The sequence below is a fragment of the Blautia sp. AM42-2 genome (assembly GCF_003480245.1).
In the GTDB taxonomy this organism is placed as follows: domain Bacteria; phylum Bacillota; class Clostridia; order Lachnospirales; family Lachnospiraceae; genus Fusicatenibacter; species Fusicatenibacter saccharivorans.
Genome location: NZ_QUIM01000001.1, coordinates 568,031 through 593,327, shown reverse-complemented (window position 1 = coordinate 593,327; position 25,297 = coordinate 568,031). Strand labels below are relative to the sequence as shown.

18 protein-coding genes are annotated in these 25,297 nt (G+C 48.5%); 16 read left to right on the top strand and 2 right to left on the bottom strand.

Annotated elements, in window-relative coordinates; genetic code table 11:
* Positions 1 to 68: 68 nt before the first annotated feature.
* On the bottom strand, positions 69 to 1,505 hold the full coding sequence (purF, locus tag DW915_RS02755; RefSeq protein WP_022462359.1) for an amidophosphoribosyltransferase: 1,437 nt from the start codon (positions 1,503 to 1,505) through the stop codon (positions 69 to 71).
* A 464-nt stretch (positions 1,506 to 1,969) separates the two neighbouring features.
* On the opposite strand from purF, the gene DW915_RS02750 reads away from it, so the two are divergent.
* From DW915_RS02750 to DW915_RS02690, 14 genes are all read left to right on the top strand, one after another.
* Complete coding sequence (locus DW915_RS02750; protein ID WP_118741512.1) at positions 1,970 to 3,580, top strand: CTP synthase; 1,611 nt, start codon at positions 1,970 to 1,972, stop codon at positions 3,578 to 3,580.
* 229 nt (positions 3,581 to 3,809) lie between these two features.
* On the top strand, positions 3,810 to 8,348 hold the full coding sequence (gene gltB / locus DW915_RS02745; RefSeq protein ID WP_118741511.1) for a glutamate synthase large subunit: 4,539 nt from the start codon (positions 3,810 to 3,812) through the stop codon (positions 8,346 to 8,348).
* A gap of 14 nt (positions 8,349 to 8,362) precedes the next feature.
* Positions 8,363 to 9,847, top strand: a complete 1,485-nt coding sequence (locus tag DW915_RS02740; RefSeq protein WP_118741510.1) for a glutamate synthase subunit beta — start codon at positions 8,363 to 8,365, stop codon at positions 9,845 to 9,847.
* Between the two features lie 139 nt (positions 9,848 to 9,986).
* Positions 9,987 to 11,318, top strand: a complete 1,332-nt coding sequence (gene glnA / locus DW915_RS02735; RefSeq protein ID WP_022462355.1) for a type I glutamate--ammonia ligase — start codon at positions 9,987 to 9,989, stop codon at positions 11,316 to 11,318.
* Between the two features lie 23 nt (positions 11,319 to 11,341).
* Entirely contained in the window at positions 11,342 to 11,890 is a 549-nt protein-coding gene (locus tag DW915_RS02730; RefSeq protein WP_022462354.1) for an ANTAR domain-containing response regulator, read from the top strand.
* A 27-nt stretch (positions 11,891 to 11,917) separates the two neighbouring features.
* On the top strand, positions 11,918 to 13,132 hold the full coding sequence (locus DW915_RS02725; protein WP_022462353.1) for an LL-diaminopimelate aminotransferase: 1,215 nt from the start codon (positions 11,918 to 11,920) through the stop codon (positions 13,130 to 13,132).
* Between the two features lie 167 nt (positions 13,133 to 13,299).
* Positions 13,300 to 13,449, top strand: a complete 150-nt coding sequence (locus DW915_RS15675; protein ID WP_158555021.1) for a hypothetical protein — start codon at positions 13,300 to 13,302, stop codon at positions 13,447 to 13,449.
* A 194-nt stretch (positions 13,450 to 13,643) separates the two neighbouring features.
* Positions 13,644 to 14,972 carry an aspartate--tRNA(Asn) ligase gene (gene aspS, locus DW915_RS02720; RefSeq protein WP_022462351.1) on the top strand — a complete coding sequence of 443 codons (1,329 nt, stop codon included), beginning with the start codon at positions 13,644 to 13,646 and terminating at the stop codon, positions 14,970 to 14,972.
* 39 nt (positions 14,973 to 15,011) lie between these two features.
* Entirely contained in the window at positions 15,012 to 15,305 is a 294-nt protein-coding gene (gene gatC, locus DW915_RS02715; RefSeq protein WP_022462350.1) for an Asp-tRNA(Asn)/Glu-tRNA(Gln) amidotransferase subunit GatC, read from the top strand.
* A gap of 16 nt (positions 15,306 to 15,321) precedes the next feature.
* Positions 15,322 to 16,782 carry an Asp-tRNA(Asn)/Glu-tRNA(Gln) amidotransferase subunit GatA gene (gene gatA, locus DW915_RS02710; RefSeq protein ID WP_118601557.1) on the top strand — a complete coding sequence of 487 codons (1,461 nt, stop codon included), beginning with the start codon at positions 15,322 to 15,324 and terminating at the stop codon, positions 16,780 to 16,782.
* Between the two features lie 15 nt (positions 16,783 to 16,797).
* Positions 16,798 to 18,234 carry an Asp-tRNA(Asn)/Glu-tRNA(Gln) amidotransferase subunit GatB gene (gene gatB, locus DW915_RS02705; protein ID WP_055217758.1) on the top strand — a complete coding sequence of 479 codons (1,437 nt, stop codon included), beginning with the start codon at positions 16,798 to 16,800 and terminating at the stop codon, positions 18,232 to 18,234.
* 161 nt (positions 18,235 to 18,395) lie between these two features.
* On the top strand, positions 18,396 to 18,608 hold the full coding sequence (locus DW915_RS02700; RefSeq protein ID WP_055217760.1) for a DUF378 domain-containing protein: 213 nt from the start codon (positions 18,396 to 18,398) through the stop codon (positions 18,606 to 18,608).
* A gap of 97 nt (positions 18,609 to 18,705) precedes the next feature.
* Positions 18,706 to 19,032 (top strand): helix-turn-helix domain-containing protein, encoded by a 327-nt coding sequence (locus DW915_RS15860; RefSeq protein ID WP_173828668.1) that lies wholly within the window; start codon positions 18,706 to 18,708, stop codon positions 19,030 to 19,032.
* Between the two features lie 84 nt (positions 19,033 to 19,116).
* Positions 19,117 to 19,707, top strand: a complete 591-nt coding sequence (locus DW915_RS02690; protein WP_118741509.1) for an IS630 family transposase — start codon at positions 19,117 to 19,119, stop codon at positions 19,705 to 19,707.
* A gap of 372 nt (positions 19,708 to 20,079) precedes the next feature.
* Here DW915_RS02690 and DW915_RS02685 read toward each other — a convergent pair whose 3' ends face one another.
* Positions 20,080 to 21,264, bottom strand: coding sequence for a helix-turn-helix domain-containing protein (locus DW915_RS02685; protein ID WP_118741508.1), 1,185 nt, complete (start codon positions 21,262 to 21,264; stop codon positions 20,080 to 20,082).
* A gap of 151 nt (positions 21,265 to 21,415) precedes the next feature.
* On the opposite strand from DW915_RS02685, the gene DW915_RS02680 reads away from it, so the two are divergent.
* Entirely contained in the window at positions 21,416 to 23,851 is a 2,436-nt protein-coding gene (locus DW915_RS02680; RefSeq protein ID WP_238061592.1) for a beta-galactosidase, read from the top strand.
* Positions 23,852 to 23,875: 24 nt separating this feature from the next.
* Positions 23,876 to 25,282: an MFS transporter gene (locus DW915_RS02675; RefSeq protein WP_055217766.1), complete on the top strand. Its 1,407-nt coding sequence runs from the start codon at positions 23,876 to 23,878 to the stop codon at positions 25,280 to 25,282.
* The last annotated feature ends 15 nt before the right edge of the window (positions 25,283 to 25,297 follow it).

The following is a 25,297-nucleotide window of genomic DNA, read 5'->3' as shown; positions in this document are numbered from 1 at the left end:
GTATGCATGAAACAAAAAAGCCCCCTTACCTGACGCAGTGTCTGCGCGGTAAGGGGGACGAAATAGAATTAGCTTTCGAGAAGAGCGCTGATATCCTGTTTCGGTACTTCCATTGGGTAATGGCTGTCGAAGCATGCACGGCAGATCGGCAGATCGCCGACCATGTTCTGGAGTTCCTCGATCGGCATGTAGCCAAGAGAGTCGGCTCCGATCTGCTGGCGGATCTCCTCCGTGGAGTGAGAGCTTGCGATCAGCTGTTTGTTCGAAGGAACATCGGTGCCGAAATAGCACGGATACAGGAACGGCGGAGAGCTGATACGGACATGGACTTCGGTCGCGCCGGCTTTGCGAAGCATCGTGATCAGGTTGGAAATCGTTGTTCCACGGACAATGGAGTCGTCGACGAGCACGATCCGTTTTCCTTTTACAACAGATTCGAGAACGCTCAGCTTGATTTTGACGCTGGATTCCCGTTCCTTCTGGGTCGGCTTGATGAAGGTACGGCCGACATAGCTGTTTTTGTGGAACGCAAGACCGAACGGGATGCCGGATTCTTCGGAATAGCCCTTTGCGGAGGCAAGTCCGGAGTCCGGGACACCACAGACGAGGTCTGCATCAACCGGGTAGGTCTTTGCGAGAGTTGCACCGCCGCGGATTCTGGCTTCGTAGACACTGATATTGTCTATTTTGCTGTCGAGGCGGGCAAAATAAATATATTCAAAAATACAATGCGCTTTTTTTACGTCAACCGGCATAAATTCGGATTTCAGATTTCCGGTTTTGTCAAACGTTACAATTTCTCCCGGAGCGACATCGCGGACGAATTCGGCGCCGATCGAAGTGAGGGCGCAGCTTTCCGAGGCGAGAACCCAGGCGTTGTCCCGCTTTCCGATGCAGAGCGGTTTTAAGCCATATGGGTCGCGCACGCCGATGAGTTTTCTCGGGCTCATGATGACAAGGGCATAGGCGCCGCGGATTTCTTTTACTGTGCGCAGAATCGCTTCTTCTACCGTTTTGGAATGAACGCGTTCCCGCGCAATGCCGTAGGCGATGATTTCAGAGTCAATCGAAGTGTGAAAAATTGCGCCGGTGTTTTCCATCTGCTCGCGCAGTTCCATAGCGTTGACCAGATTTCCGTTGTGCGAAAGGGAAAGGGAGCCTTTCAGATAATTCAGAACGAGCGGCTGTGCATTCTCTACGGTAGTGGAACCGGTGGTAGAGTACCGGACATGGCCGATGCCGATATTGCCGGACAGCTCTTCTAATTTGGATTCTTTGAAAACTTCGTTGACAAGGCCAAGGCCTTTGTAGGATTTCACATGGCCCTTTGGACCGCTGGTGTCAGAGACGGCAATTCCGCAGGACTCCTGTCCTCTGTGCTGCAGGGCGGAAAGGCCATAGTAGATCGAAGGACTGACGTCGGCACCATCCAGATCGTAAATGCCGAAAACACCACATTCCTCCCGGAGACCGGTATCATAACAATTGTTTGACGATGGCTGCATAGGTATTCTCCTTTTTTCAGTTGTAGACCTGCATGTTTTAAAAACATTGATTATCATACTCATTTTTGCGGATGATGTCAAGAAAATCGTGATATGTATAAAATATGGTGCAGAAATTTAGGATTTCGTGGAAAATGTCGAAAATAATAAAAAATAGTAAAAAAAAGTTGCAGGAAATTCGAGATGTGTTATAATCGTTTTTGATTTTGAATGAAAGCCCCGGACAGCAGCTATGAATGAGCCATGCTTGCATGAGCGAATTCATAGATATTGGGCGGGCAAGACGACATGAGTAAGTAGGGCGATAGCCCGGATTACGAATGTTGTCAGCAGTTACGGGAGCGACGCAGGCGCGGAGTAACTGGCTTTCATCATAGAGATGTCGCCGGCAGGCGACATTTCCTTTTAGAGAAACTTGTGACGGAAAAGAAAATATCAGAAGAGAAAAGCAGGAGGAAATCAATATGGCAGTAAAATATGTCTTTGTGACAGGCGGAGTAGTCTCCGGCCTTGGAAAGGGAATCACGGCGGCGTCCCTTGGACGGCTTTTAAAAGCCCGAGGATACAAAGTGACGATGCAGAAATTTGACCCGTACATCAACGTTGACCCGGGTACGATGAACCCGATTCAGCACGGCGAGGTTTTCGTTACCGATGACGGCACAGAGACAGACCTCGATCTCGGCCACTACGAGCGTTTCATCGACGAGAGCCTGGATAAAAATTCCAACGTGACGACTGGAAAAGTATACTGGTCTGTTCTGCAGAAAGAACGCCACGGTGATTTCGGCGGAGGCACCGTACAGGTCATTCCGCACATTACAAACGAAATCAAGAGCCGTTTCTACCGCGGAAAAGAAGTAGACGAGGAGCGTATTGCCATCATTGAGGTCGGCGGAACCGTCGGCGATATCGAGAGCCAGCCGTTTTTGGAGGCAATCCGCCAGTTCCAGCATGACGTCGGACACGAGAACGCCATTCTGATCCACGTTACCCTGATTCCATATCTGAAAGCTTCCGGTGAAATGAAAACAAAACCGACGCAGGCGAGCGTAAAAGAGCTGCAGGGAATCGGTATTCAGCCGGATGTCATCGTATGTCGGTCCGAGCATCCGCTGACCACCGAGATCAAAGATAAAATTGCTCTGTTCTGCAACGTTCCGTCAAGCCATGTTCTGCAGAACCTGGACGTGGAGTATCTGTATGAAGCTCCGCTTGCCATGGAGAAAGAGAACCTGGCGCAGGTTGTCTGCGAGAGCCTTCACCTTCCATGCCCGGAACCGGATCTGTCCGACTGGACCCATATGGTAGAAGCACTCCGCCATCCGAACAAAGAGGTGACGATTGCGCTCGTCGGAAAGTATATCCAGCTGCATGATGCATACCTGAGCGTTGTTGAGGCATTAAAACACGGCGGAATTGCAAGCCATGCAAACGTACACCTGAAATGGGTGGATTCCGAGCTGGTAACCGGGGAGAACGTGGCAGAGTATCTGAGCGATGTGGACGGTGTTCTGGTACCGGGCGGATTCGGAAACCGCGGTATCGAAGGCATGATCACAGCGATTCGATATGCAAGAGAGAACAAGATTCCGTTCCTCGGCCTCTGCCTCGGCATGCAGCTGACGATTGTTGAATATGCAAGAAACGTTCTCGGTTACCACGACGCACACAGCATCGAGATGAACCCGAACACCATGCACCCGGTGATCGCACTGATGCCGGATCAGGATGGAATCGAGGATATCGGCGGTACGTTACGTCTCGGCGCATATCCATGCGTCCTGGCAGACGGATCGAAAGCACAGGAGCTGTACGGTGAGAAAGAGATTTCCGAGCGTCACCGCCACCGCTATGAAGTAAACAACGATTTCCGGAAAGCACTGACCGAAAACGGCATGGTTCTCTCCGGTGTTTCTCCGGACGGAAGAATCGTTGAGATGGTAGAACTTTCAGATCATCCGTTCTACATCGCAACGCAGGCACATCCGGAGTTCAAATCCCGTCCGAACCGTCCGCATCCGCTGTTCCGCGGCCTGATCGCAGCAGCAGCCGAGTACCATGCGGCAAAATAATCGATAAATGGTATGAAAAATTAGGTAAAATGCAGTAATAACCTAAGAAAGTTAAGAAAAAATATAAAAAATTATATAAAAATTAAATTTGCTCTTTACAGGACGAAAAAAATAGAGTATAGTAAGGGCAATCCAGAAAGAACGGCGGGGAACAAAAGATTCCCCTCCATTCTTTTCAGAAAAGACAAAGGATAACCGAAAATAAGGAAAGTAAAGGAAGGGAAGCCGTATGACACAGAGCAAAGAGCGTGTCATGGGAGAAGAAGGGCTGTACCGTTCTTCCTTTGAACACGACAACTGCGGTATCGGAGCCGTCGTGAATATCAAAGGTGAAAAATCCCATGCGACCGTAGAAAACGCATTAAAAATCGTAGAAAATCTTGAACATAGAGCCGGCAAAGACGCCGAGGGTAAAACAGGAGACGGAGTAGGAATCTTGTTGCAGATATCGCACAAATTCTTTTCCAAAGCCTGTTCGACCCTCGGTTTTTCATTAGGCGGAGAACGGGAATACGGCGTCGGCGTATTCTTCTTCCCACAAAATGAGCTGAAACGGAACCAGGCAAAAAAGATGTTTGAGATCATCGTGGAAAAAGAGGGACTGGAACTCCTTGGATGGAGAACCGTGCCGACCGTTCCGGAAGTTCTCGGCCATAAGGCAAGAGAGTGTATGCCTTACATCATGCAGGCATTCATCAAAAAACCGGAGGATGTGGAAAAGGGAATCGCTTTCGACCGCCGTCTGTACGTCGTACGCCGTGTTTTCGAACAGAGCAACGACAACACCTACGTGCCATCCCTTTCCAGCCGTACCATCGTATACAAAGGTATGTTCCTCGTAGGACAGCTCCGCACCTTCTTCCACGATCTGCAGGATGTCGATTATGAATCTGCAATCGCCATGGTGCATTCCCGGTTCAGCACGAACACGAACCCAAGCTGGGAGAGAGCCCATCCGAACCGTTTCATCGTACACAACGGCGAGATCAACACCATCCGCGGAAACGCCGACAAGATGCTGGCCCGTGAGGAGACGATGTCCTCCCCGATGCTGCAGGATGAACTGCACAAGGTTCTGCCGGTTGTCAACACCCAGGGTTCTGACTCTGCAATGCTCGACAACACACTCGAGTTCCTGACCATGAGCGGTATGGATCTTCCGCTGGCTGTCATGATCACGATCCCGGAACCGTGGGCAAACAACGATACGATTTCCCAGGAGAAACGTGATTTCTATCAGTATTATGCAACGATGATGGAGCCGTGGGACGGACCGGCATCGATCCTGTTCTCCGACGGAGATGTGATGGGAGCAGTGCTCGACCGCAACGGTCTTCGTCCTTCCCGTTACTACATCACTAACGATGGATTTCTGATCCTCTCCTCTGAGGTCGGTGTTCTGGAAGTTCCGGAAGAAAAAATCGTCTTAAAAGAGCGTCTCCATCCGGGCAAGATGCTTCTCGTCAACACCGTACAGGGAAAAGTCTTAAACGATGAGGAAGTCAAAGAATATTACGCAAAGAAACAGCCGTACGGCGAATGGCTCGACAGTTATCTGGTACAGTTAAAGGATATCAAAATCCCGAATCTGCCGGTCGAAGAGTACACGAAAGAAGAGCGGATGCGCCTGCAGAAAGCGTTTGGCTACACCTACGAGGAGTACCGTTCCTCCATCGGAAAGATGGCATTAAACGGTGTCGAGGCAACCGCTTCGATGGGTATCGATACCCCGCTTGCCGTTCTCTCCCATGAGCATCAGCCGCTGTTCAACTATTTCAAACAGCTCTTCGCACAGGTAACGAACCCGCCGATCGACTGCATCCGTGAGGAGATCGTAACTTCCACAAGCGTTTACGTCGGACGTGACGGAAACCTGCTTGAGGAGGAGCCGAAGAACTGCCAGGTATTAAAGATCAACAATCCGATCCTGACCAATACCGATATGCTGAAGATCAAGAACATGAAAGTCGAAGGCTTCAAGGCAGTGACCGTTCCGATCACCTACTACAAGAGCGCACCGCTTGACCGTGCGATGGACCGCCTTTTCGTCGAGGTTGACCGTGCACACCGGGCAGGAGCCAACATCCTGATTCTCTCTGACCGCGGCGTCGATGAGAACCATGTGGCGATTCCATCCCTCCTGGCTGTATCTGCGGTTCATCAGCATCTGGTAAAAACGAAAAAGAGAACTTCTCTTGCGATTATTCTGGAGTCCGGCGAGCCGCGCGAGGTGCACCATTTCGCAACACTGCTCGGCTACGGTGCCTGCGCAATCAACCCGTATCTGGCACTCGACACGATCCATGAGCTGATCGAAGAGGGTATGATCAAGAAAGATTACTACGCAGCCGTTGAAGATTACAACCACGCAGTCATCTCTGGTATCGTAAAAATCGCAGCGAAGATGGGTATCTCCACGATCCAGTCGTATCAGGGTTCCCAGATCTTCGAGGCCATCGGTATCTCAGCAGATGTCATCGACAAATACTTCACCGGTACGGTCAGCCGTGTCGGCGGTATTACCCTGGAAGACATTGCAAAAGATGTCGATGAGCGTCATTCTCAGGCATTCGATCCGCTGGAGCTGTCTACCGATCTGACACTGGACAGTATCGGCCGTCATAAATCGAGAAGCCAGGGCGAGGAGCACCGCTACAATCCGCGCACCATTCATACACTGCAGGAGTCCACAAGACGCGGCGACTACAAGATGTTCAAAGAGTACACAGCAATGGTCGACAGCGAGGAGAGCGGCTATCTGCGGAGCCTGATGGACTTCGATTATCCGGAGCAGGGCGTTCCGCTCGAAGAAGTCGAGAGCGTAGATTCTATCGTAAAACGATTCAAAACAGGTGCGATGTCCTACGGTTCTATTTCCCAGGAGGCACATGAGACACTGGCAATTGCCATGAACCGTCTGCATGGAAAATCCAACACTGGTGAGGGCGGTGAGAGTGATGACCGTCTCGAATCCCCGGAGAGATGCTCCGCGATCAAACAGGTAGCATCGGGAAGATTCGGCGTTACCAGCAAATACCTTGTCAGTGCAAAAGAGATCCAGATCAAGATGGCCCAGGGTGCAAAACCGGGCGAGGGCGGCCACTTACCGGCCGGAAAGGTTTACCCGTGGATTGCAAAAACACGTCACTCCACACCGGGTGTATCCCTGATTTCCCCGCCGCCGCACCACGACATCTACTCCATCGAGGACCTTGCACAGCTGATTTATGACCTGAAAAACTCGAATGTGAATGCAAGAATCTCCGTTAAACTGGTATCCGAAGCAGGTGTTGGTACTGTCGCAGCCGGTGTTGCAAAAGCCGGAGCACAGGTTATCCTGATTTCCGGATATGATGGAGGAACGGGAGCAGCACCGAGAAGTTCCATCCACAATGCAGGACTTCCATGGGAGTTAGGCCTTGCCGAGACCCATCAGACGCTGATCAAAAACGGCCTCCGCAACCGTGTCATGATCGAGACCGATGGAAAGCTGATGAGCGGCCGTGACGTTGTGATTGCAGCACTCCTTGGCGCCGAGGAATTCGGTTTTGCGACCGCACCGCTTGTAACGATGGGATGCGTTATGATGCGTGTCTGCAACCTCGATACCTGCCCGATGGGTATTGCAACCCAGAACCCGGAGCTGCGCAAACGTTTCCGCGGCAAACCGGAGTACGTCATCAACTTCATGCGCTTCATCGCAGAAGAGATGCGGGAATACATGGCAAAACTTGGCTTCCGCACCGTTGACGAGATGGTCGGCCGCTCCGACCTCTTAAAGAGAAATGATAAAGTGACGAACGAGCACGCAGACCGCGTAGACTTAAGCCAGATCCTGAACAATCCGTTTGCAAAAGCAGGCGAGAAGGTAACGTTCGATCCGAAAGATGTTTACGACTTCAAACTTGGCGCAACCCTGGATGAGAAGGTACTCTTAAAGAAATTCGGTCCGGCAATGGATAAGAAAGAGAAGAAGACCGTCAAAGTCGAGATCACCAACACCGATCGTACCGTGGGAACGATTCTTGGTGCCGAGATCACCAGAAAATTCGGCACCTCTCTGGAGCCGGATACGTACACCGTACAGTGCAAGGGTGCCGGCGGACAGAGCTTCGGAGCATTTATTCCAAAAGGACTGACCCTGGAACTTGAGGGCGATTCGAACGATTACTTCGGAAAAGGCCTCTCCGGCGGAAAACTGGTTGTCTACCCGCCGAAAGCAAGAAAGTATAAACCGGAAGAAAACATCATCGTCGGAAACGTTGCCCTCTACGGCGCAACGAGCGGTGAGGCGTACATCAACGGTATCGCAGGAGAGCGTTTCTGTGTCAGAAACTCCGGTGCTTACGCCGTTGTCGAGGGTGTCGGTGAGCATGGATGCGAGTATATGACCGGCGGCCGTGTCGTTGTCCTCGGCGCAACCGGAAAGAACTTTGCAGCCGGCATGAGCGGCGGTATCGCTTATGTCCTGGATGAAAAGAGCAACCTGTACCGCAATTTGAACAAGGAAATGATTTCGATTGAACTGGTAGAAAGCAAATACGATATTGCAGAGCTGAAAAACATGATTGAAAAACACGTCGCACACACCGGCTCTGAAAAAGGTAAAGAAATTCTCACACACTTTGACGAATATCTGCCGAAATTCAAGAAGATCATTCCGAATGACTATAAGCGCATGATGATGCTGAGTGCCCAGATGGAAGACAAGGGCCTTAGCAGCGAACAGGCACAGATTGAAGCATTTTACGAAAGCATGCGTAAGTAGGAGGAAGAAGAATTATGGGTAAGCCAACTGGATTTATGGAATATCAGCGCAAGACGGGAAACACCGTTGCCCCGCTTGAGCGTATCAAAAACTTTAAGGAATTTCATCTGCAGCTCCCGAAAAAGGAGCAGCAGATGCAGGCTGCCCGCTGTATGGCATGCGGTGTACCGTTCTGCCAGGCGGGAACCATGATTGCGGGAATGGCCTCCGGCTGTCCGCTGCAGAACCTCGTTCCGGAGTGGAATGACCTTGTGTATCTTGGAAACTATGAGCAGGCATACCGCCGCCTCACCAAGACAAACTGTTTTCCGGAATTTACCTCCCGCGTCTGCCCGGCACTCTGCGAAGCAGCCTGTACATGCAACGTAAACGGAGACCCGGTCTGCACGAAGGAAAATGAACGCGCGATCATCGAAAACGCATGGGCAACCGGCCTGATTACGCCGCAGCCGCCGAAAGTGCGCACCGGAAAACGCGTTGCCGTTGTAGGAAGCGGTCCTTCCGGCCTTGCAGCAGCGATGCAGCTCAACCGCCGCGGCCATTCTGTTACGGTCTTTGAACGCCGCGACCGCGTGGGCGGACTTTTACGCTACGGTATTCCGAACATGAAACTCGATAAGAGCGTCATCGACCGCCGTGTGGATCTGATGAAGGCTGAGGGCATCGAGTTTGTGACGAATGCTGATATCGGAAAAGATGTAAAAGCTGACAAACTCTTAAAAGAATTTGACCGTGTCCTGCTCTGCTGCGGTGCGGCAAATCCAAGAGATATCAAGGCAGAGGGAAGAGATGCAAAGGGCATCTACTTTGCTGTCGATTTCCTGACTTCCGTAACGAAGAGTCTTCTGGATTCCAATTTTGAGGATCATGCCTACATCGATGCCAAGGGCAAACACGTTGTTGTCATCGGAGGCGGCGACACCGGTAATGACTGTGTCGGAACTTCCATCCGTCTCGGTGCCAAATCTGTGACACAGCTTGAGATGATGCCGAAAGCACCGGATCAGCGTGCCGAGAACAATCCGTGGCCGGAGTGGCCGAAGATCTGCAAGACGGATTACGGCCAGGAAGAGGCAATCGCCGTATTCGGCCATGATCCGCGGATTTACCAGACAACCGTAACGGAATTTATCAAAAACAAAAAAGGTGAAGTCTGCCAGATCAAGACCGTAAAACTGACACCGAAAAAAGATGAGAAATCTGGCCGCATGATGATGGTTCCGGTTGAGGGAACCGAAGAGATTCTCCCGGCAGATCTCGTTCTTATTGCAGCAGGCTTTTTAGGATCCCAGAAATATGTGACCGATGCATTTAAAGTGGAAGTCAACCAGCGCATCAACGTGAAGACAGATGACGGAAAATACCAGACAACAAAAGAAAATGTCTTCACCGCAGGCGATATGCACCGCGGCCAGTCCCTGGTCGTATGGGCGATCCGCGAGGGACGCGAGGCAGCAAAGGCAGTCGATGAATCCCTGATGGGATACACGAATCTCTAAGTTTTTCTTGACAAAACACGCGAAAAATTGCTATAATATGCCCAAAACAAGGGTGTTTTTACGCAAGGTGTCTTTCTGCCCTGCCGCGTGAAAGCACCCTTTTCGTTTAGAATCGTCTTTGATAAAGGAGAGAATCGATATGACAAAGTATACGAAGGAAGCGATCCTTCAGATGGCGGAGGAAGAAGATGTTGAATTTATCCGCCTGCAGTTTACCGATATGTTTGGAACGATGAAAAATATGGCCATCACCGCCGGACAGCTGGAAAAAGCCCTGAATAATCAGTGTGTTTTCGATGGCTCTTCGTTCGAAGGATTTGTCACCATCGAGGAAGCAGACATGTTTCTGCACCCGGATCTCGACACCTTTGCAATACTTCCGTGGCGTCCGCAGCAAGGAAAGGTTGCAAGATTGATCTGTGATGTGTATGATAGAGAGGGGAATCTTTATGCAAAGAGTTCCCGAACCATCCTTCAGAAGGTAATTTTCGAAGCGAAAGCGATGGGCTATGAGTTTGAAATCTCACCGGAGTGTGAATTTTTCCTGTTCCACACCGATGAGGACGGCGGAGCAACGAGTGTAACGCACGACAAAGGCGGTTATCTGGATCTGGGACCGCTGGACCTGGGAGAAAACGCGCGGCGCGATATGGTGCTGACCCTCGAAGAAATGGGAATCGACGTTGAGTCTTCCTTCCACGAGGTAGCGGCAGGCCAGCACGAACTGGATTTCTGTCCGGCTGCAGCACTTCGGACGGCAGATCAGCTGATGACTGCCAAATTTGCTATCCGTACGATTGCAAAACGTCATGGCCTTCACGCAACCTTTATGCCAAAACCAAAAACCGGAGTTCACGGATCGGGTCTTCATCTTTCCTTCTCCCTGTTTCAGGAGGGAAAAGATGTGTTTGCCGACAAATCCGATGAATACGGGCTCAGCAAAGAGGCATATTACTTTATGGGCGGACTGATGAAACACATCAGCGGAATCGCAGCGATTACCAACCCGCTTGTAAATTCCTACAAACGTCTGACACCGGGATACGGTGCACCGATCTACGTGGCATGGTCTGCAAAGAACAGAAGCCCGCTGATCCGCATTCCGCTGACGGGAGACGGTATCATGGCCATTGAGCTTCGATGCCCGGATTCGGCAGCCAATCCGTACCTGGCACTTGCTGTCTGCATGGCAGCAGGACTTGACGGTATCAAACAGAAAATCGTTCCGCCGTCCCCGGTGGACCGCAATATTTCCGATCTGACAGAAGAAGAACGAAACGCGATGCAGATCACCCTTCTCCCGGGAAGCCTTGGAGAAGCGGTCGCAGAGTTAAAAAAAGACGATTTTCTGTGTCAGGTACTCGGCCAGGAATTTGTGGATGGATATATCAATGCCAAAGAAGAAGAGTGGCATGAGTATCTCCGCCAGGTATCCGACTGGGAGACCGAGAAATATCTGTACCGTATTTAGACGACGAAGGGGCCTGAAAATGCATGAGCAGCATAGTGATAGTACTTCCCAAAATAGAAGATGGAAAGCGCATCCGGGATATTCTGGCAAAAAGAGGATATGAAATCGATGCTGTCTGTTCGACAGCGGCAGCGGCGCTCGGAGAGATGAACAACTTAAACGGCGGTATCGTCATCTGCGGCTACAAGCTCCCGGATATGTTTTTTACGGATCTGAATGAGTGTATGCCGTCCGGCTTCCAGATGCTTCTGATTGCATCGAGCCGCGCATTAAGTGCGGTGGAGGGAACCGGAATCATGGCGGTTACGATGCCGCTTTCCGTGTACGAGCTGGTCAATACACTGGAGATGATGCTGCAGAGTGCGGCACGGCGCAGAAAGAAAGAGCGGGCAAAGCCCAAGGTGCGCAGCGCCGAGGAACAGCACATCATCGATCGTGCAAAAAGCCTTCTGATCGAACGAAATCACATGACCGAGTCGGAGGCCCATCGCTACATGCAGAAATGCAGCATGGACAGCGGCACCAATCTGGTTGAAACGGCACAGATGGTGCTGACGCTTTTGACAGAGTAAGAAAAAGTGAAAAGGAGCGACATAATAATGTTCAAAATCAATGACAATTATCTGAAATTGCCGGGAAGCTATCTGTTTTCCACCATTGCAAAAAAAGTTGCAGCTTACACCGAGGCAAATCCGGATGCGAAAATCATCCGTCTTGGAATCGGCGACGTAACCCAGCCGATCGCACCGGCGATCATTGAAAAGCTGCACGGAGCAGTGGATGAGATGGGACACGCAGAGACCTTCCACGGATATGCACCAGATCTTGGATATGCTTTCCTTCGCGATACCATCGCAAAAAATGATTATCAGGACAGAGGATGCGATATCTCATCTGATGAAATTTTTGTATCGGACGGCGCAAAATGCGACTGCAGCAACATTCAGGAGATCTTCAGCCTGGACAACAAGATCGCTGTATGCGACCCGGTTTATCCGGTTTATGTAGACTCCAACGTAATGGCAGGCCGTGCCGGTGACTACGACGCAGCAACCGAGCGTTTCACGAATGTGATTTACATGCCGTGTACCGCAGAAAACAACTTCACCCCGGAGCTCCCGAAAGAAACCCCGGATCTGATTTATCTGTGCTTCCCGAACAACCCGACCGGCGCTATGGTTTCCAAAGCCGAGCTGCAGAAATGGGTTGATTATGCAAATAAAGTAGGAGCCATCATCCTGTATGATGCTGCATACGAGGCATATATCTCAGAAAAAGACATTCCGCATTCCATCTATGAGTGCGAGGGTGCAAGAACATGTGCCATCGAAATGCGCAGCTTCTCCAAGAACGCAGGCTTTACCGGTATGCGTCTTGGATTCACCGTTATCCCGAAAGACATCAAATCCGGCGATGTGACTCTGCACAGCCTGTGGGCACGCCGTCACGGAACGAAATACAACGGAGCTCCGTACATCATTCAGAGAGCCGGCGAGGCTGTTTACTCTCCGGAAGGAAAAGCACAGTTAAAAGAGCAGGTTGCTTACTACATGAAGAACGCAAAAGTCATCTACGACGGATTAAAGGGCGCAGGCTACACCGTATCCGGCGGCGTCAACGCTCCGTATATCTGGCTGAAAACACCGGGAAATATGACTTCCTGGGAGTTCTTTGATCACCTGCTTGCAGACGCAAACGTAGTCGGAACACCAGGATCAGGCTTTGGCCCGAGCGGAGAAGGCTACTTCCGTCTGACTGCATTCGGTACGTATGAGAATACAGTAGAGGCAGTGGAGAGAATCAAAAAACTGTAAATTGTGTGCGAAATACCAATAAAACGAAATTTCTGCGCAATTTTATGAACACGCGAAAAAATAATTTTGTATAGATAAAATTCACGAAAAAATGCATTAGAATTTATATAAAATCCGTAAAAATCAGGTGTTTACAAATGCAAAACTGCTGTGCTATAATGCACAGTATGAAAAAGGCAGTGAAGGAAACTCCGTATGCGGAATCTGACAGGAAGCCGATGTCACCGACTGAGAGCATCAGCATGGAGGAAACATACAATGGGGAACATTCCGGAGCCGGTCTGCTGAACATGAGATCCGAACAGGAAATCAAGTAGGCAGATCCGTGATACGCGTTAAGTATAAATGAGTGGGCGTTTTCCCCCGGAAAACCGGAGAGAAAAATGCAATGCGGGTGGTACCGCGGGAACATAAAATATCCCGTCCCGGAACAGTAGTTAAAAAACTGTTCCGGGGCTTTTTTATTTGAAAAAGCAATCCGGGACAGGCGAGAAAGAGAGGAGAACAAGACATGGAATTTATGACAGGCGTAAAGAAAAAAGAAGACATCTCCGTAAAAACTCTGCTGGAGACACCGGAAGGCACAGAAGTAAAACTCGAAGGAGCCGTACACATCATCCGTGACATGGGCGAGGTTGCCTTTGTCATCTTAAGAAAGAGCGAGGGACTCGTTCAGTGTGTGTACGAAGAAGGAAGCGTTGACTTCCCGCTGAAAGATCTGAAAGAGGAATCGGCAGTTGCCGTAACCGGAACGGTCAAAAAAGAGGACCGCGCACCGGGCGGCGTCGAAGTCAGGCTGCAGACCATCACCGTTCTTTCCGAGCCGACCGAGCCAATGCCGCTCGCAGTCAACAAATGGAAAATGAACACCTCCCTTGAAGCAATGCTGAACATGCGGCCGATCGCTCTTCGAAACGTCAGAGAGCGTGCAAAATTCCGCATCCAGGAAGGCGTGGTACGGGCGTTCCGTGATTTCCTTCATTCCCAGGGATTCACCGAAATCCATACACCGAAGATCGGCGCGAAAGGCGCTGAGGGCGGCGCAAACATCTTCAAGCTGGAATATTTCCACCGTCCGGCTGTCCTGGCACAGAGCCCGCAGTTCTACAAACAGATGCTCGTCGGCGTGTTTGACCGTGTCTTTGAAGTCGGACCGGTTTTCCGTGCAGAGAAACACAACACGAAACGTCATCTGAACGAGTATACCAGCCTTGACTTTGAGATGGGCTACATCGAGGATTACACCGACATCATGGCAATGGAAACCGGATTTTTACAGTACATGGTGGAGCTTCTTAAAAAGGATTACGCAAAAGAGCTGGAGATCCTGAAAGTTATGCTTCCAAAGACAGAAGAAATCCCAACTGTACCGTTCACGAAAGCGAAAGAGCTGGTAGCCGAGAAATACAACCGAAAGATCCGCAACCCGTTCGACCTTGAGCCGGAGGAGGAGCTTCTGATCGGCCAGTATTTCAAAGAGGAGTACGACGCAGACTTCGTATTCGTCACCGAATATCCGTCGAAAAAGAGACCGTTCTATGCGATGGACGACCCGGAGGATAAGAGATACACAAAGAGCTTCGACCTGCTGTTCCACGGTCTGGAGATTACAACCGGAGGCCAGCGTATCCACGATTACAAGATGCTCTCTGAAAAGATCGCAGCCCGCGGCATGACAGAAGAGGGCATGGAGCAGTATTTAAGTGCTTTCAAACACGGTATGCCGCCGCACGGAGGTCTTGGCATCGGTCTGGAGCGTCTGACCATGAAGCTGATCGGTGAGGACAACGTCCGCGAGACAACGCTGTTCCCGCGTGATCTTACAAGACTGGAGCCGTAAGCGGATCCTGCTGGAAAATAAAAAAGGAGAATGAGTGAAATGGCAAATGTGATTTCAGATGAAACGATGGAATATGTCGGCATCCTGGCAAAGCTGGAATTAAAGGATGAGGAAAAAGAATCCGCACGGCAGGATATGCAGAAAATGCTGGATTATGTAGATAAATTAAACGAGCTCGACACCAGCAAGGTCGAGCCGATGACCCACATTTTCGAGATGGGAAATGTATTCCGCGAGGATGAAGTAACCAATGGCGACGACCGCGATGCAATGCTTGCCAATGCACCGGAAGTCAAAGAGGGCCAGTACAAGGTTCCGAAAACGGTAGAATAGCAGGAGGAGATTCGATATGGAAATCAAAGATATGACAGCAGTACAGCTTTCTGCCGCGATCAAAGAAGGAAAGATCACCGTATCGGACGCTGTGGAAGCGTCCCTTGCGGCAGTCAGAGCGTCTGAGGATGCGATTCACGCCTTCCTTCTTGTGGATGAAGAGGGTGCGAGAGCACGCGCAGCAGAAGTGCAGAAGAAAATTGACGCAGGAGAGCTCACCGGTCCGCTGGCCGGCGTTCCGATCGCGATCAAGGACAACATCTGTACGAAGGGTCTTGCGACGACGTGTGCGTCAAAGATCCTGCAGAATTTCGTTCCGACGTACGATGCGGAGGTTATTACACGGCTTGAAGAGGCGGGAGCCGTTATCATTGGAAAGACGAACATGGATGAGTTTGCGATGGGAAGTACGACAGAGACTTCTGCGTACGGCGTGACGAAAAACCCGTGGAACACCGAACACGTTCCAGGCGGTTCCTCCGGCGGTTCCTGTGCAGCCGTTGCAGCAGGAGAAGTACCGATGGCACTCGGCTCCGATACTGGCGGATCGATCCGTCAGCCAAGTTCCTTCTGCGGCGTAACCGGCATGAAACCGACGTACGGCACCGTTTCCCGTTATGGACTGATCGCTTACGGTTCCTCCCTCGACCAGATCGGACCGGTCGCAAAGGATGTGACAGACTGTGCAGCACTGCTGCAGACCGTTGCTTCGTATGATGCAAAAGATGCGACATCAATGAAACGCGATGATTACGATTTCATGAGCGCTTTAAAAGAAGATGTCTCCGATCTGAAAATCGGTATTCCGAACAGCTATTTCGGCGAAGGTTTGGATCCGCAGGTAAAGGAATCCATTTTAAAGGCTGCCGATGTCCTGAAGGCACGCGGAGCAGAAGTAGAGTATTTCGATCTCGACCTCATTGATTATGCGATTCCGGCTTACTACGTCATTGCATCCGCCGAGGCAAGCTCCAACCTGGAACGATTCGACGGTGTGAAATACGGCTTCCGTGCCAAAGAGTACGAAGGACTCCACGATATGTATAAGAAGAGCCGTTCCGAGGGCTTCGGTCCGGAGGTGAAACGACGGATTATGCTGGGAAGCTTCGTGTTGAGCTCCGGTTACTACGATGCGTATTATCTGAAAGCGCTGCGCACGAAAGCCCTGATTAAACAGGAGTTTGACCGCGCATTTGAGAAATACGATATGATTTTAAGCCCGGCAGCACCATCGACGGCACCGCGCCTTGGAGAATCGCTTTCCGATCCGCTGCAGATGTATCTGGGCGATATTTACACCGTATCCGTCAACCTCGCCGGTCTTCCGGGCATCACCGTTCCGTGCGGCATGGATGACAAGGGTCTTCCGATCGGCATGCAGCTTATCGGAGACTGTTTCTCAGAGAAAAAACTGTTCCGTGCAGCGTACACCTATGAGCAGGCACGCGGTGCATTCGGGCAGCCAGAAAAACGGTAAGGAGGAAGCAAAACAATGTCAAAACAGTATGAAACCGTCATCGGACTTGAAGTACATGTGGAGCTTGCGACGAGAACAAAAATTTTCTGCGGCTGCTCTACCGCATTCGGCGGTGCGCCGAACACCCATACCTGCCCGGTCTGCACCGGTATGCCGGGATCCCTTCCGGTATTAAATAAGAAGGTTGTCGATTACGCCCTGCGCGTCGGACTGGCTGCAAACTGCAAAATCAACCAGCTCTGCAAATTCGACCGAAAGAACTATTTCTACCCCGACAACCCGCAGAACTATCAGATTTCTCAGCTGTATCTGCCGATCTGCCACGATGGATATGTGGAGATCGACACCGCAGCGGGAAAGAAGAAAATTGGCATCCACGAGATCCATATGGAGGAAGATGCAGGAAAGCTGATTCACGATGAGTGGGAGGACTGTTCTCTCGTCGATTACAACCGAAGCGGCGTTCCGCTGATCGAGATCGTCTCCGAGCCGGATATGAGATCCGCGGAGGAAGTTATCGCTTATCTGGAAAAACTGCGTATGATGATTCAGTATCTCGGCGCATCCGACTGCAAACTGCAGGAAGGCTCGATGCGTGCCGATGTCAACCTTTCGGTCCGCGAGGTTGGAAGCGAGAAATTCGGAACGCGTACAGAGATGAAGAACCTGAACTCCTTCAAGGCGATCGGAAGAGCGATCGAGGGAGAGCGTGCAAGGCAGATCGAGCTGATCGAGGAAGGAAAAGCCGTTGTCCAGGAAACCCGCCGCTGGGACGACAACAAAGAGTATTCCTATGCGATGCGTTCGAAAGAGGATGCGAAGGATTACCGCTACTTCCCGGACCCAGATCTGCCGCCGGTGCACATTTCCGACGAGTGGATCGACCGCATTGTGAAATCCATGCCGGAATTCCAGCCGGAGAAACAGGCACGCTACGTGGAGCAGTACGGACTGCCGCAGTACGATGCGGGCATTCTGACGGGTTCCAAGAAGCTCTCCGATCTCTTTGAGGAGACGACGGCGCTCTGCGGCAAACCGAAAAAAGTGGCAAACTGGCTGATGGGCGAGACCTTACGTCTCTTAAAAGAGAACGGGCAGGAGCCGGAGGATCTGCAGTTTTCACCGAAGCATCTGGCATCCCTGATCGAACTGGCAGAAGCCGGATCGGTCAACAACCAGGTGGCGAAAGAGGTATTTGAGCAGATTTTTGCAGAGGATGTCGATCCGGAAGCATACGTCGAGGAACACGGACTGAAAACCGTAAACGACACCGGCCTTCTGGAAGAAACCGCGAGAAAAGTTCTGGAAAACAATCCTGGCCCGGTAGAACAGTACAAATCCGGAAAGACAAAAGTCCTCGGATTCCTGGTCGGCCAGGTCATGAAAGAAATGAAAGGCAAAGCCAACCCGGCAGCGGCAGGAGAGCTGCTGCAGAAGCTGCTGTCTGAATAAAAAACAAAATTGCACGAATGGAGGCCTGAAAATGGTCTCCATTTTTCTGCCCGAAAAATCAAAGAAAATGCATAAGCTGCCTCCCTTTGGGAAATGATTTATAAAGAAACCGGAAGAGATAGAAAGACGATACAAAATCCGGGAAAAGGAGGTTTCTTTACATGAAAGGACTGGATTACACCGCGCTCACCGTTGCGATCATCGGAGCCGTCAACTGGGGCCTGATCGGATTCTTCCGCCTCGACCTCGTCGCCTTGGTCTTCGGAAACATGACGTGGCTGAGCCGCATCATCTACGCAGTTGTCGGCATCTGCGGCCTCTACCTGATCTCCGTCTACGGAAGAATTTCCGACCACGTACTGGGGCAGGCGTAAGAACAGGAACCCTCTCATATACGCCAAGAAAGGCGGTGTGAGAGGGTTTTCTTCTGCCGTTTTTAAAAAGACAAAAGAAATCGCAGAGTGTTTTTCTGTGAATACCAATACTGTTTACCGCCTGGAAAAACAAATGCGTGAAACAGGTTCTGTAAAAACAAGAACATCACAGAGAGGACGTAAACATGCCCTGACACCGGAAGATCTCCAAAACATTGACCGGGTGGTTCAGCAGGAACCAGATATCACAATTGATGAAATCATTGATAAACTTGGTCTGCATGTTTGTAATGAAACAGTCCGCAAGGCAGTTATTATAGCAATTCCAGAAAATAATGCAAAAAATTCAGCACTGCAGAACGTGAATTACTGCGTCACAGATTTTCGTCGTACCCCGGTACGCCTTCAAATCCGTTCCTTGTAATTCGCGCCCTGCCGCACTGCCTTTTTTGCGTTATTTTCTGGTCTTGCTATAAACTCGGGTATTCTTACAAGAAAAAATCTCTTCATGCCTCAGAGCAGGAGCGTCCCCTATGTCAGGGAAAAACGCAGAAACTGGAAAAAACATATGTCGGAGAAAGACATAAATCATCTGGTCTTTCTGGACGAAAGCGGAGTAAACATCAATATGACGCGACATTATGCCAGAGCATGGAAAAACCGGAGAGCAGTAGATAAAACTCCACTCAACACGCCCTGCAATACAACCGTTCTTTCTTCCATACGTCTGAATGGAGACTGTGCCTATACAGTCTATCCGGGAGGAACTACTGTAGAGCGGTTTGCAGAGTACCTGAAAACAAAGTTGCTGCCGACGCTTTCAGAAGCAAACATTATCGTTATGGATAATATGCGTTCCCATCATGCAAAAGCGGTGAAACAGCTACTGGACAGCTCAAAAGTAACCTATCTGTATTTGCCCCCGTATAGTCCGGATCTGAATCCGATTGAAAAGATGTGGTCAAAACTCAAAGCATCTTTAAGGAAAGAAAAGATACGGATTGCATCGGAATTACCATCAGCTATTTCAAAAGGATTTTTAACAATTCGTCCAAAGGACTGCATAGGGTGGTTTCGTTCGTGTAATTATGTGCAATAATTTATTGGATTGCTATAAATACCCGCCGCCCACACAGCGGCGAAAAGCTGTTCTGTGAATACGATCAAGAAGTGAAGCACTACCCGGAAAAGCGTGGGATTCAGACCAACATCGGCAACCTGAACAGGGAAATCTGCCGCCGACTACCGAAAGCAGATGAAGCCAAAGGAAGCCCGCAGCAACGTGATTGACGCTATCCTTGCCGCCCGGACGGACTGTAAGTAGTGGTAGTATAAAAATAGTACAAAGTAAAGATCCATATGCTTGTAAAACCTATGCTTGTAAAACTCCATCAAATCAAAGCGTATCATCATTTATGGAATCTATAAAGGACAAAAGTTCGTTAAAAATACTGGTGGTTATGATTTGAGTTTATATCTGCTGTGTTTTATTTCGATACTGTCTCGGAGTCATACCATATTTCTTTTTAAAAGCAGTCTGAAAGTGGGCCTGACTGGAATAGCAAAGATAATTGCTTATTTCGGTCAGACTTTTTTCCGTAAAAGTAAGGAGACTTTTTGCCTCTTCCAGTTTGCAGCGGCTGATATAAGCGCCGGGGTTAAATCCTAATTCGGATTTGAATTTTTTGGCAATGAAAGAGGTGCTGCGGTCAATATGAGCGGCAACATCTTCCAGACGAATCGCTTCATTGGTATGACTTCTGATGTAATTCATGCAGTCGTAGATATCAGCAGATATCCCGCTTGGTAGGTGGGTTTCACCGGCTTTTTCGCAAAAGTCGAAAAGCATTTGATACTGTAAATCGTTGATTTCTTTTAGCGTCTGAAGCTGTTCACATTCCTGTATATACATATCCATAAGATGATAAGCACGTTCAACGTCAACACCGCCCGGAATTGCGCCGATCATCCCTACATTTGTCACCGTACTGATAAAAATATTTTTGGCCTGGCGTAAAGGCGATTTTGCCAGTTTCTTTTCATTGAGATTCAAAGGAGTAGATTTGAGAAAATCCGCCAGTTTCTTTGGATTCCCGTTTCGAATATGTTCATAGAGCTCCAACTCCATATAATGGGTGGAGTGAAGTTCTTCATTTTCCTTATTTTCAATAAACTGCTTTACATTGTGTGAATTGCGGTTCACAGTATTACCAAAGCTTATTTCCAGTATTTCCGGAATATCGGCATTCTTCCGGTTCAGAATCAGATGAAGTAATGACAGATGTCTTGCAAGATGCAGGCGGCTGGTTGTCGGTATTGTATATAAAAATTCGACGATTTGCTCCCGGTATGCTGCCGGAACAGCACTCTCTTGCATGAACAGATTGATCTGTGAGGGTGTGACGGGGCACTCGAAAATAGGACCAAGAATGATAACATAGTCGGTCTCTTCTATACAAATACATCCGTATATGATTTCAGAAGAATAAAAATGTATGGACGGATTAGGACCACCTGCGAGAACAGGGTAATCTGTAAGCGGTTCTACAGAAAAAAGCTCACCGATAGTTGAGTACTTTTCGGCCGTTCCGAGAAGTAAACTAATAGGAATCTTGGTTGTGGCATAATACTTTTTACAGAAATCAATATAATCCATGATTGATAATTCTCTCCTTTTTTCAAAAGTATATCACAAAAATTTTAAAAATACAGAAAAATATAATATAAAATAAAATTATGAAATATGAATCATGGAAAATGTAGTATTTTATAAGCAAAAAGAAAGAAAGAAGGAAGGAGAAAGTGAAGTGAGACAGAGAATAAGAATCCATAAAGCTGAAACGAACAAAGGCGCAGCGGATTTTTCACATCTGTTGGATGCACCTGCAGGAAAGCATGGGTTTGTACGTGTAAAGGACGGACATTTTTATTTTGAAGACGGAACACGCATTAGATTTTTGGGCTTCAATATGGCAGCAAGATCCAATACTCCGAATCATGAGACAGCGGAAAAATTGGCTGCAAGATTTGCCAGTATGGGTGTGAATGTCATTAGGCTGCATGCAGCAGATGCTCCTATCGGTGAAGAACCGTGTACGTGGAGCAGTTGTAAGGAAGCACCGCTTTTGGATTACGAGAGAGGGAACAGCCTGGAATTTAACAAAGCAGGTCTCGACAGATTTGATTATTTTGTCGCAAAATTGAAAGAAAAGGGAATCTATCTGCACATTGATCTGTTAGTTGCAAGAGCATTTAATAAGGAAGATGGAATTGAATATTCCGATAGAGTGGATTCCTGTACAAAATGCTTTCCGATGATTAATGAAAGACTGATTGAACTGCAGAAGGATTATGCAAGAAAGCTTCTGTTGCATGTGAATCCGTATACCGGGCTTGCACTGGCAGATGATCCGGCAGTCATTACCGTTCAGATCAATAATGAAGAATCGGCGATTAAGGGAACAGCGGAGCTGGAGCATGTTGAACATATGAAGCCTTATAGGCAGGAGGTTCAGAGAAAATTTAATCATTTTCTTCTAATGAAATACGATACAAGGGAAAAATTAAAAGAAGCCTGGACATTTGACGGTGTTTCAGCTTTGCAGGAGGATGAGAATCCGGAAGACTGCTCAGTACGTATTACGGAGGGAGATTTTGTCCAGCCGGTGAATGATCCGATGGGTTCATGGGAAGGAATGAACAGCCCGGCAAGATATGCAGATTATATGGAGTTTGGAATTTTTATTAACCGGGAATTTTATCAGATGATGAAAAATTATCTGCATTCTATCGGGGTGAAGGTTCCGATTAACACCAGTAACCTGCTGGGCGGTGCGGCTGATGTATACGGACACAGCGATGCGGACGTAATGGAAAATAACAGCTATTTCAATCATCCGCTGCTTCCGGTACAGGGAACGACATTTATGGTGTCGGGTCCGATGGAATATGTTTCCACCAATCCGCTGACCATACAAAAAGGTGCAGGTGCCATAGCAACAACGATCCCGAGCATGGGTGCAACTGCCATTATAAAAGGAAAGCCGTTTATGCTGAGTGAATGGAATGAATACGGACTTCATCCGTTCCATTCCACAGCGGCAGTGCAGACAGTGGCCTGTGCATGCTTAAATGACTGGGACGGACTGATTCTTTATAATTATCAGACATCTGAAAAATGGGATGATCAGCCAGCGGACGAGATTTTAAGTGTATTTGATGCATACAATGATCCGGCGGTGGCCTGTCAGTGGGGATTTATGGCATCTGTATTTTTGAAGGGCCTTGTGGCTGTTTCTGATAAAAAAGTAGATGTTGTATATACACAGGATGACCTTAAGACGCTTCCAAACGGGCATGGCATGCTGACAACGATGTTACCTTACATCACAGGTATGCGAAACGTTTTCCTGGATGGAGGTGAGAGGTACACCGGTGACGCGGATGCGGCCATCAATGCAGGCTTTTTAAATGGAGCCGATCTTTCCGAGGCAAAGAAAGGAGTCTATTATGCATGGTCTCCTTACAGGGATGCAATGAGAAGATATCCGGATAAAAACCGGCTGACTTTTGCGGCAAGGGATACCAAAGAGATACAGCCGGGTATACATCTTGGCGAAAAAACACTGGTTTTTGATAAGATTGAAAAGATTGCAGGGGACGGAGATTACCGGGAATTTGCAGAAATCCTGGATCAGGCCTTTAAGAAGTGGGGGATTGTTCCAAAGGATGCAGGACTTGTGGACGGGAAAATGATTTCAGTTACCAAAGAAATGATATTTGATCCGGATAATTCCAGATTTTCACTGAACACCGATTATTGCAGCTTTTTCAGCGGATCCCCGGAGAAAAATATCCGCCTGACGGAAAAAATTAATGCAGAAGTGAATAACAGCAGAATATCTATTTCGGTGCTTCCGATGGATACGGACAAGCTTGCAGATGCAAAAGAGTTTATCCTCACGGCAATGGGTGAGACGGGAATGGATGAAACAGAGATGCAGACGGGGATTGAACTGATGGGTTATGAATTTACCGCTGTGACAATGAAAGGAAAGCTTTTTGCAGATACGCTGGAAGGTACAATTTCAGTAAAAGGAAAGAAAGCAACACTTGAGATTTTAAGTCCGGTGGGGGAAGTCATCAGAATTATGGACGGAGAGAAGATTGGAGAATCTGTACTCTTTCATCTGGATGGAATGGTGCCGGGTATCATGTACCATTTATCAATAAACGAAGCATAAAACTTTTTAAGAGAGGTAAAATCAATGGGAAAAAAGAAAAAAGAACTTGGTTTCGACAGTGACGGCGCAAAAAAAGTCATGCGAAAAAGAGACTATATGGCAGATATGTCAGGGCAGTGGGCACTTGGACTTATGGCAAATGTAGTCGGTCAGCTTACATACTTCTATACAGACAAGGTGGGTCTTGCTGTTGGCGGTGTCGGTATTGTGATGGCAATCGCTAAAGTTATTGATGCACTTACTGATATCTGGTTTGGAAATGTAATCGAGCATTCAAAAGGCGGAAACAGTAAATTTTACAAATGGATGTTCCGCATGATGATTCCGGCGGCAGTAATTACATTTTTGATGTTTACAGTGCCGAAAGGTCAGACAATCGGAATGATTTATGTACTTGTGACTAATGTATTGTTGACAGCCGTAATTTATACGATGATTGCAACACCGTTTGGTGCAGTTATGGTTGTGCGTACCAACAGCCAGGTAGAACGAAGCAATATGGGTATCTTCCGTGCAGTAGGAAACTATGGGGCAGGGATGATCATTTCGATTATTATTATTCCTGTTACTAATATGTTAGGTGGAACACAGAGTGCATGGATTAAATTTGGAGCGATTTTAGCGTTAATTGTTCTTTTGCTGCTTGCAATTTGTTATAACAACGGACGCAAGGCAAAGTATTCAGAAGATACAGAAACGCTAAATGAAGTAGAGGAGGAAGAGGCAGTTCCGTTTAAAGATGCGATTAAAATGCTTTTTGGAAACAAATACTGGGTGATTGTTCTCTTATTCAATATTATTACAAATGTTACAAATGCGATTGCAGCGGTATCCGGAACTTATTACTGTAAATGGATCTTCGGAAATGATAATCTGGTGGCTATAACAGGTATCGCAGGGCTTGCGGCAACTTTACTTGGATTTGTGCTTGCGAAGCCAATCATTTCTAAACTCGGAATTAAGAAAACGGTTTACTTTGGGGTGTTAGGTCAGGCAATTACCTGTGTGGTCAGGTGTGTCGTTCCGACGAATTTCATGGCATGTACGGTGATGTCCTTAATCGGAAGTTTAGTACAGATTCCGCTGATGTGCTTATATGGAGTGCTTCTTGCAATGGCTGTCGATTATAATGAATGGAAATACGACAAGAAGCTGGTAGCAGTATCTTCAGGAGCAATCGGATTTGGAAGTAAAGTAGGCGGCGGACTGGGAAGCATTATTTTATCAGTCTTTCTTGCAATCGGAGCCTATGATGCTACATTGGAAGTTGCAACTACTTCTATGAGATATGCAATTTACGGGTTCTCAAATTATCTGCCGTTAGTGATGAATTTGCTGATGTTCTTTGTATTTACAAAGTTTGATTTGGAAGAGAAGCTTCCAAAAATGAGAGCGGAAGTTGAAGCACGTAGAAAGGGTCAGAATAACTAAATAAAAATATATCAG

What these genes read in the sequence shown, in the direction of transcription:
- purF (WP_022462359.1), bottom strand. Translation starts at nt 1,505, where the DNA reads ATGCAGCCATCGTCAAACAATTGTTATGATACCGGTCTCCGGGAGGAA.
- DW915_RS02750 (WP_118741512.1), top strand. Translation starts at nt 1,970, where the DNA reads ATGGCAGTAAAATATGTCTTTGTGACAGGCGGAGTAGTCTCCGGCCTT.
- gltB (WP_118741511.1), top strand. Translation starts at nt 3,810, where the DNA reads ATGACACAGAGCAAAGAGCGTGTCATGGGAGAAGAAGGGCTGTACCGT.
- DW915_RS02740 (WP_118741510.1), top strand. Translation starts at nt 8,363, where the DNA reads ATGGGTAAGCCAACTGGATTTATGGAATATCAGCGCAAGACGGGAAAC.
- glnA (WP_022462355.1), top strand. Translation starts at nt 9,987, where the DNA reads ATGACAAAGTATACGAAGGAAGCGATCCTTCAGATGGCGGAGGAAGAA.
- DW915_RS02730 (WP_022462354.1), top strand. Translation starts at nt 11,342, where the DNA reads ATGAGCAGCATAGTGATAGTACTTCCCAAAATAGAAGATGGAAAGCGC.
- DW915_RS02725 (WP_022462353.1), top strand. Translation starts at nt 11,918, where the DNA reads ATGTTCAAAATCAATGACAATTATCTGAAATTGCCGGGAAGCTATCTG.
- DW915_RS15675 (WP_158555021.1), top strand. Translation starts at nt 13,300, where the DNA reads ATGAAAAAGGCAGTGAAGGAAACTCCGTATGCGGAATCTGACAGGAAG.
- aspS (WP_022462351.1), top strand. Translation starts at nt 13,644, where the DNA reads ATGGAATTTATGACAGGCGTAAAGAAAAAAGAAGACATCTCCGTAAAA.
- gatC (WP_022462350.1), top strand. Translation starts at nt 15,012, where the DNA reads ATGGCAAATGTGATTTCAGATGAAACGATGGAATATGTCGGCATCCTG.
- gatA (WP_118601557.1), top strand. Translation starts at nt 15,322, where the DNA reads ATGGAAATCAAAGATATGACAGCAGTACAGCTTTCTGCCGCGATCAAA.
- gatB (WP_055217758.1), top strand. Translation starts at nt 16,798, where the DNA reads ATGTCAAAACAGTATGAAACCGTCATCGGACTTGAAGTACATGTGGAG.
- DW915_RS02700 (WP_055217760.1), top strand. Translation starts at nt 18,396, where the DNA reads ATGAAAGGACTGGATTACACCGCGCTCACCGTTGCGATCATCGGAGCC.
- DW915_RS02690 (WP_118741509.1), top strand. Translation starts at nt 19,117, where the DNA reads ATGCCTCAGAGCAGGAGCGTCCCCTATGTCAGGGAAAAACGCAGAAAC.
- DW915_RS02685 (WP_118741508.1), bottom strand. Translation starts at nt 21,264, where the DNA reads ATGGATTATATTGATTTCTGTAAAAAGTATTATGCCACAACCAAGATT.
- DW915_RS02675 (WP_055217766.1), top strand. Translation starts at nt 23,876, where the DNA reads ATGGGAAAAAAGAAAAAAGAACTTGGTTTCGACAGTGACGGCGCAAAA.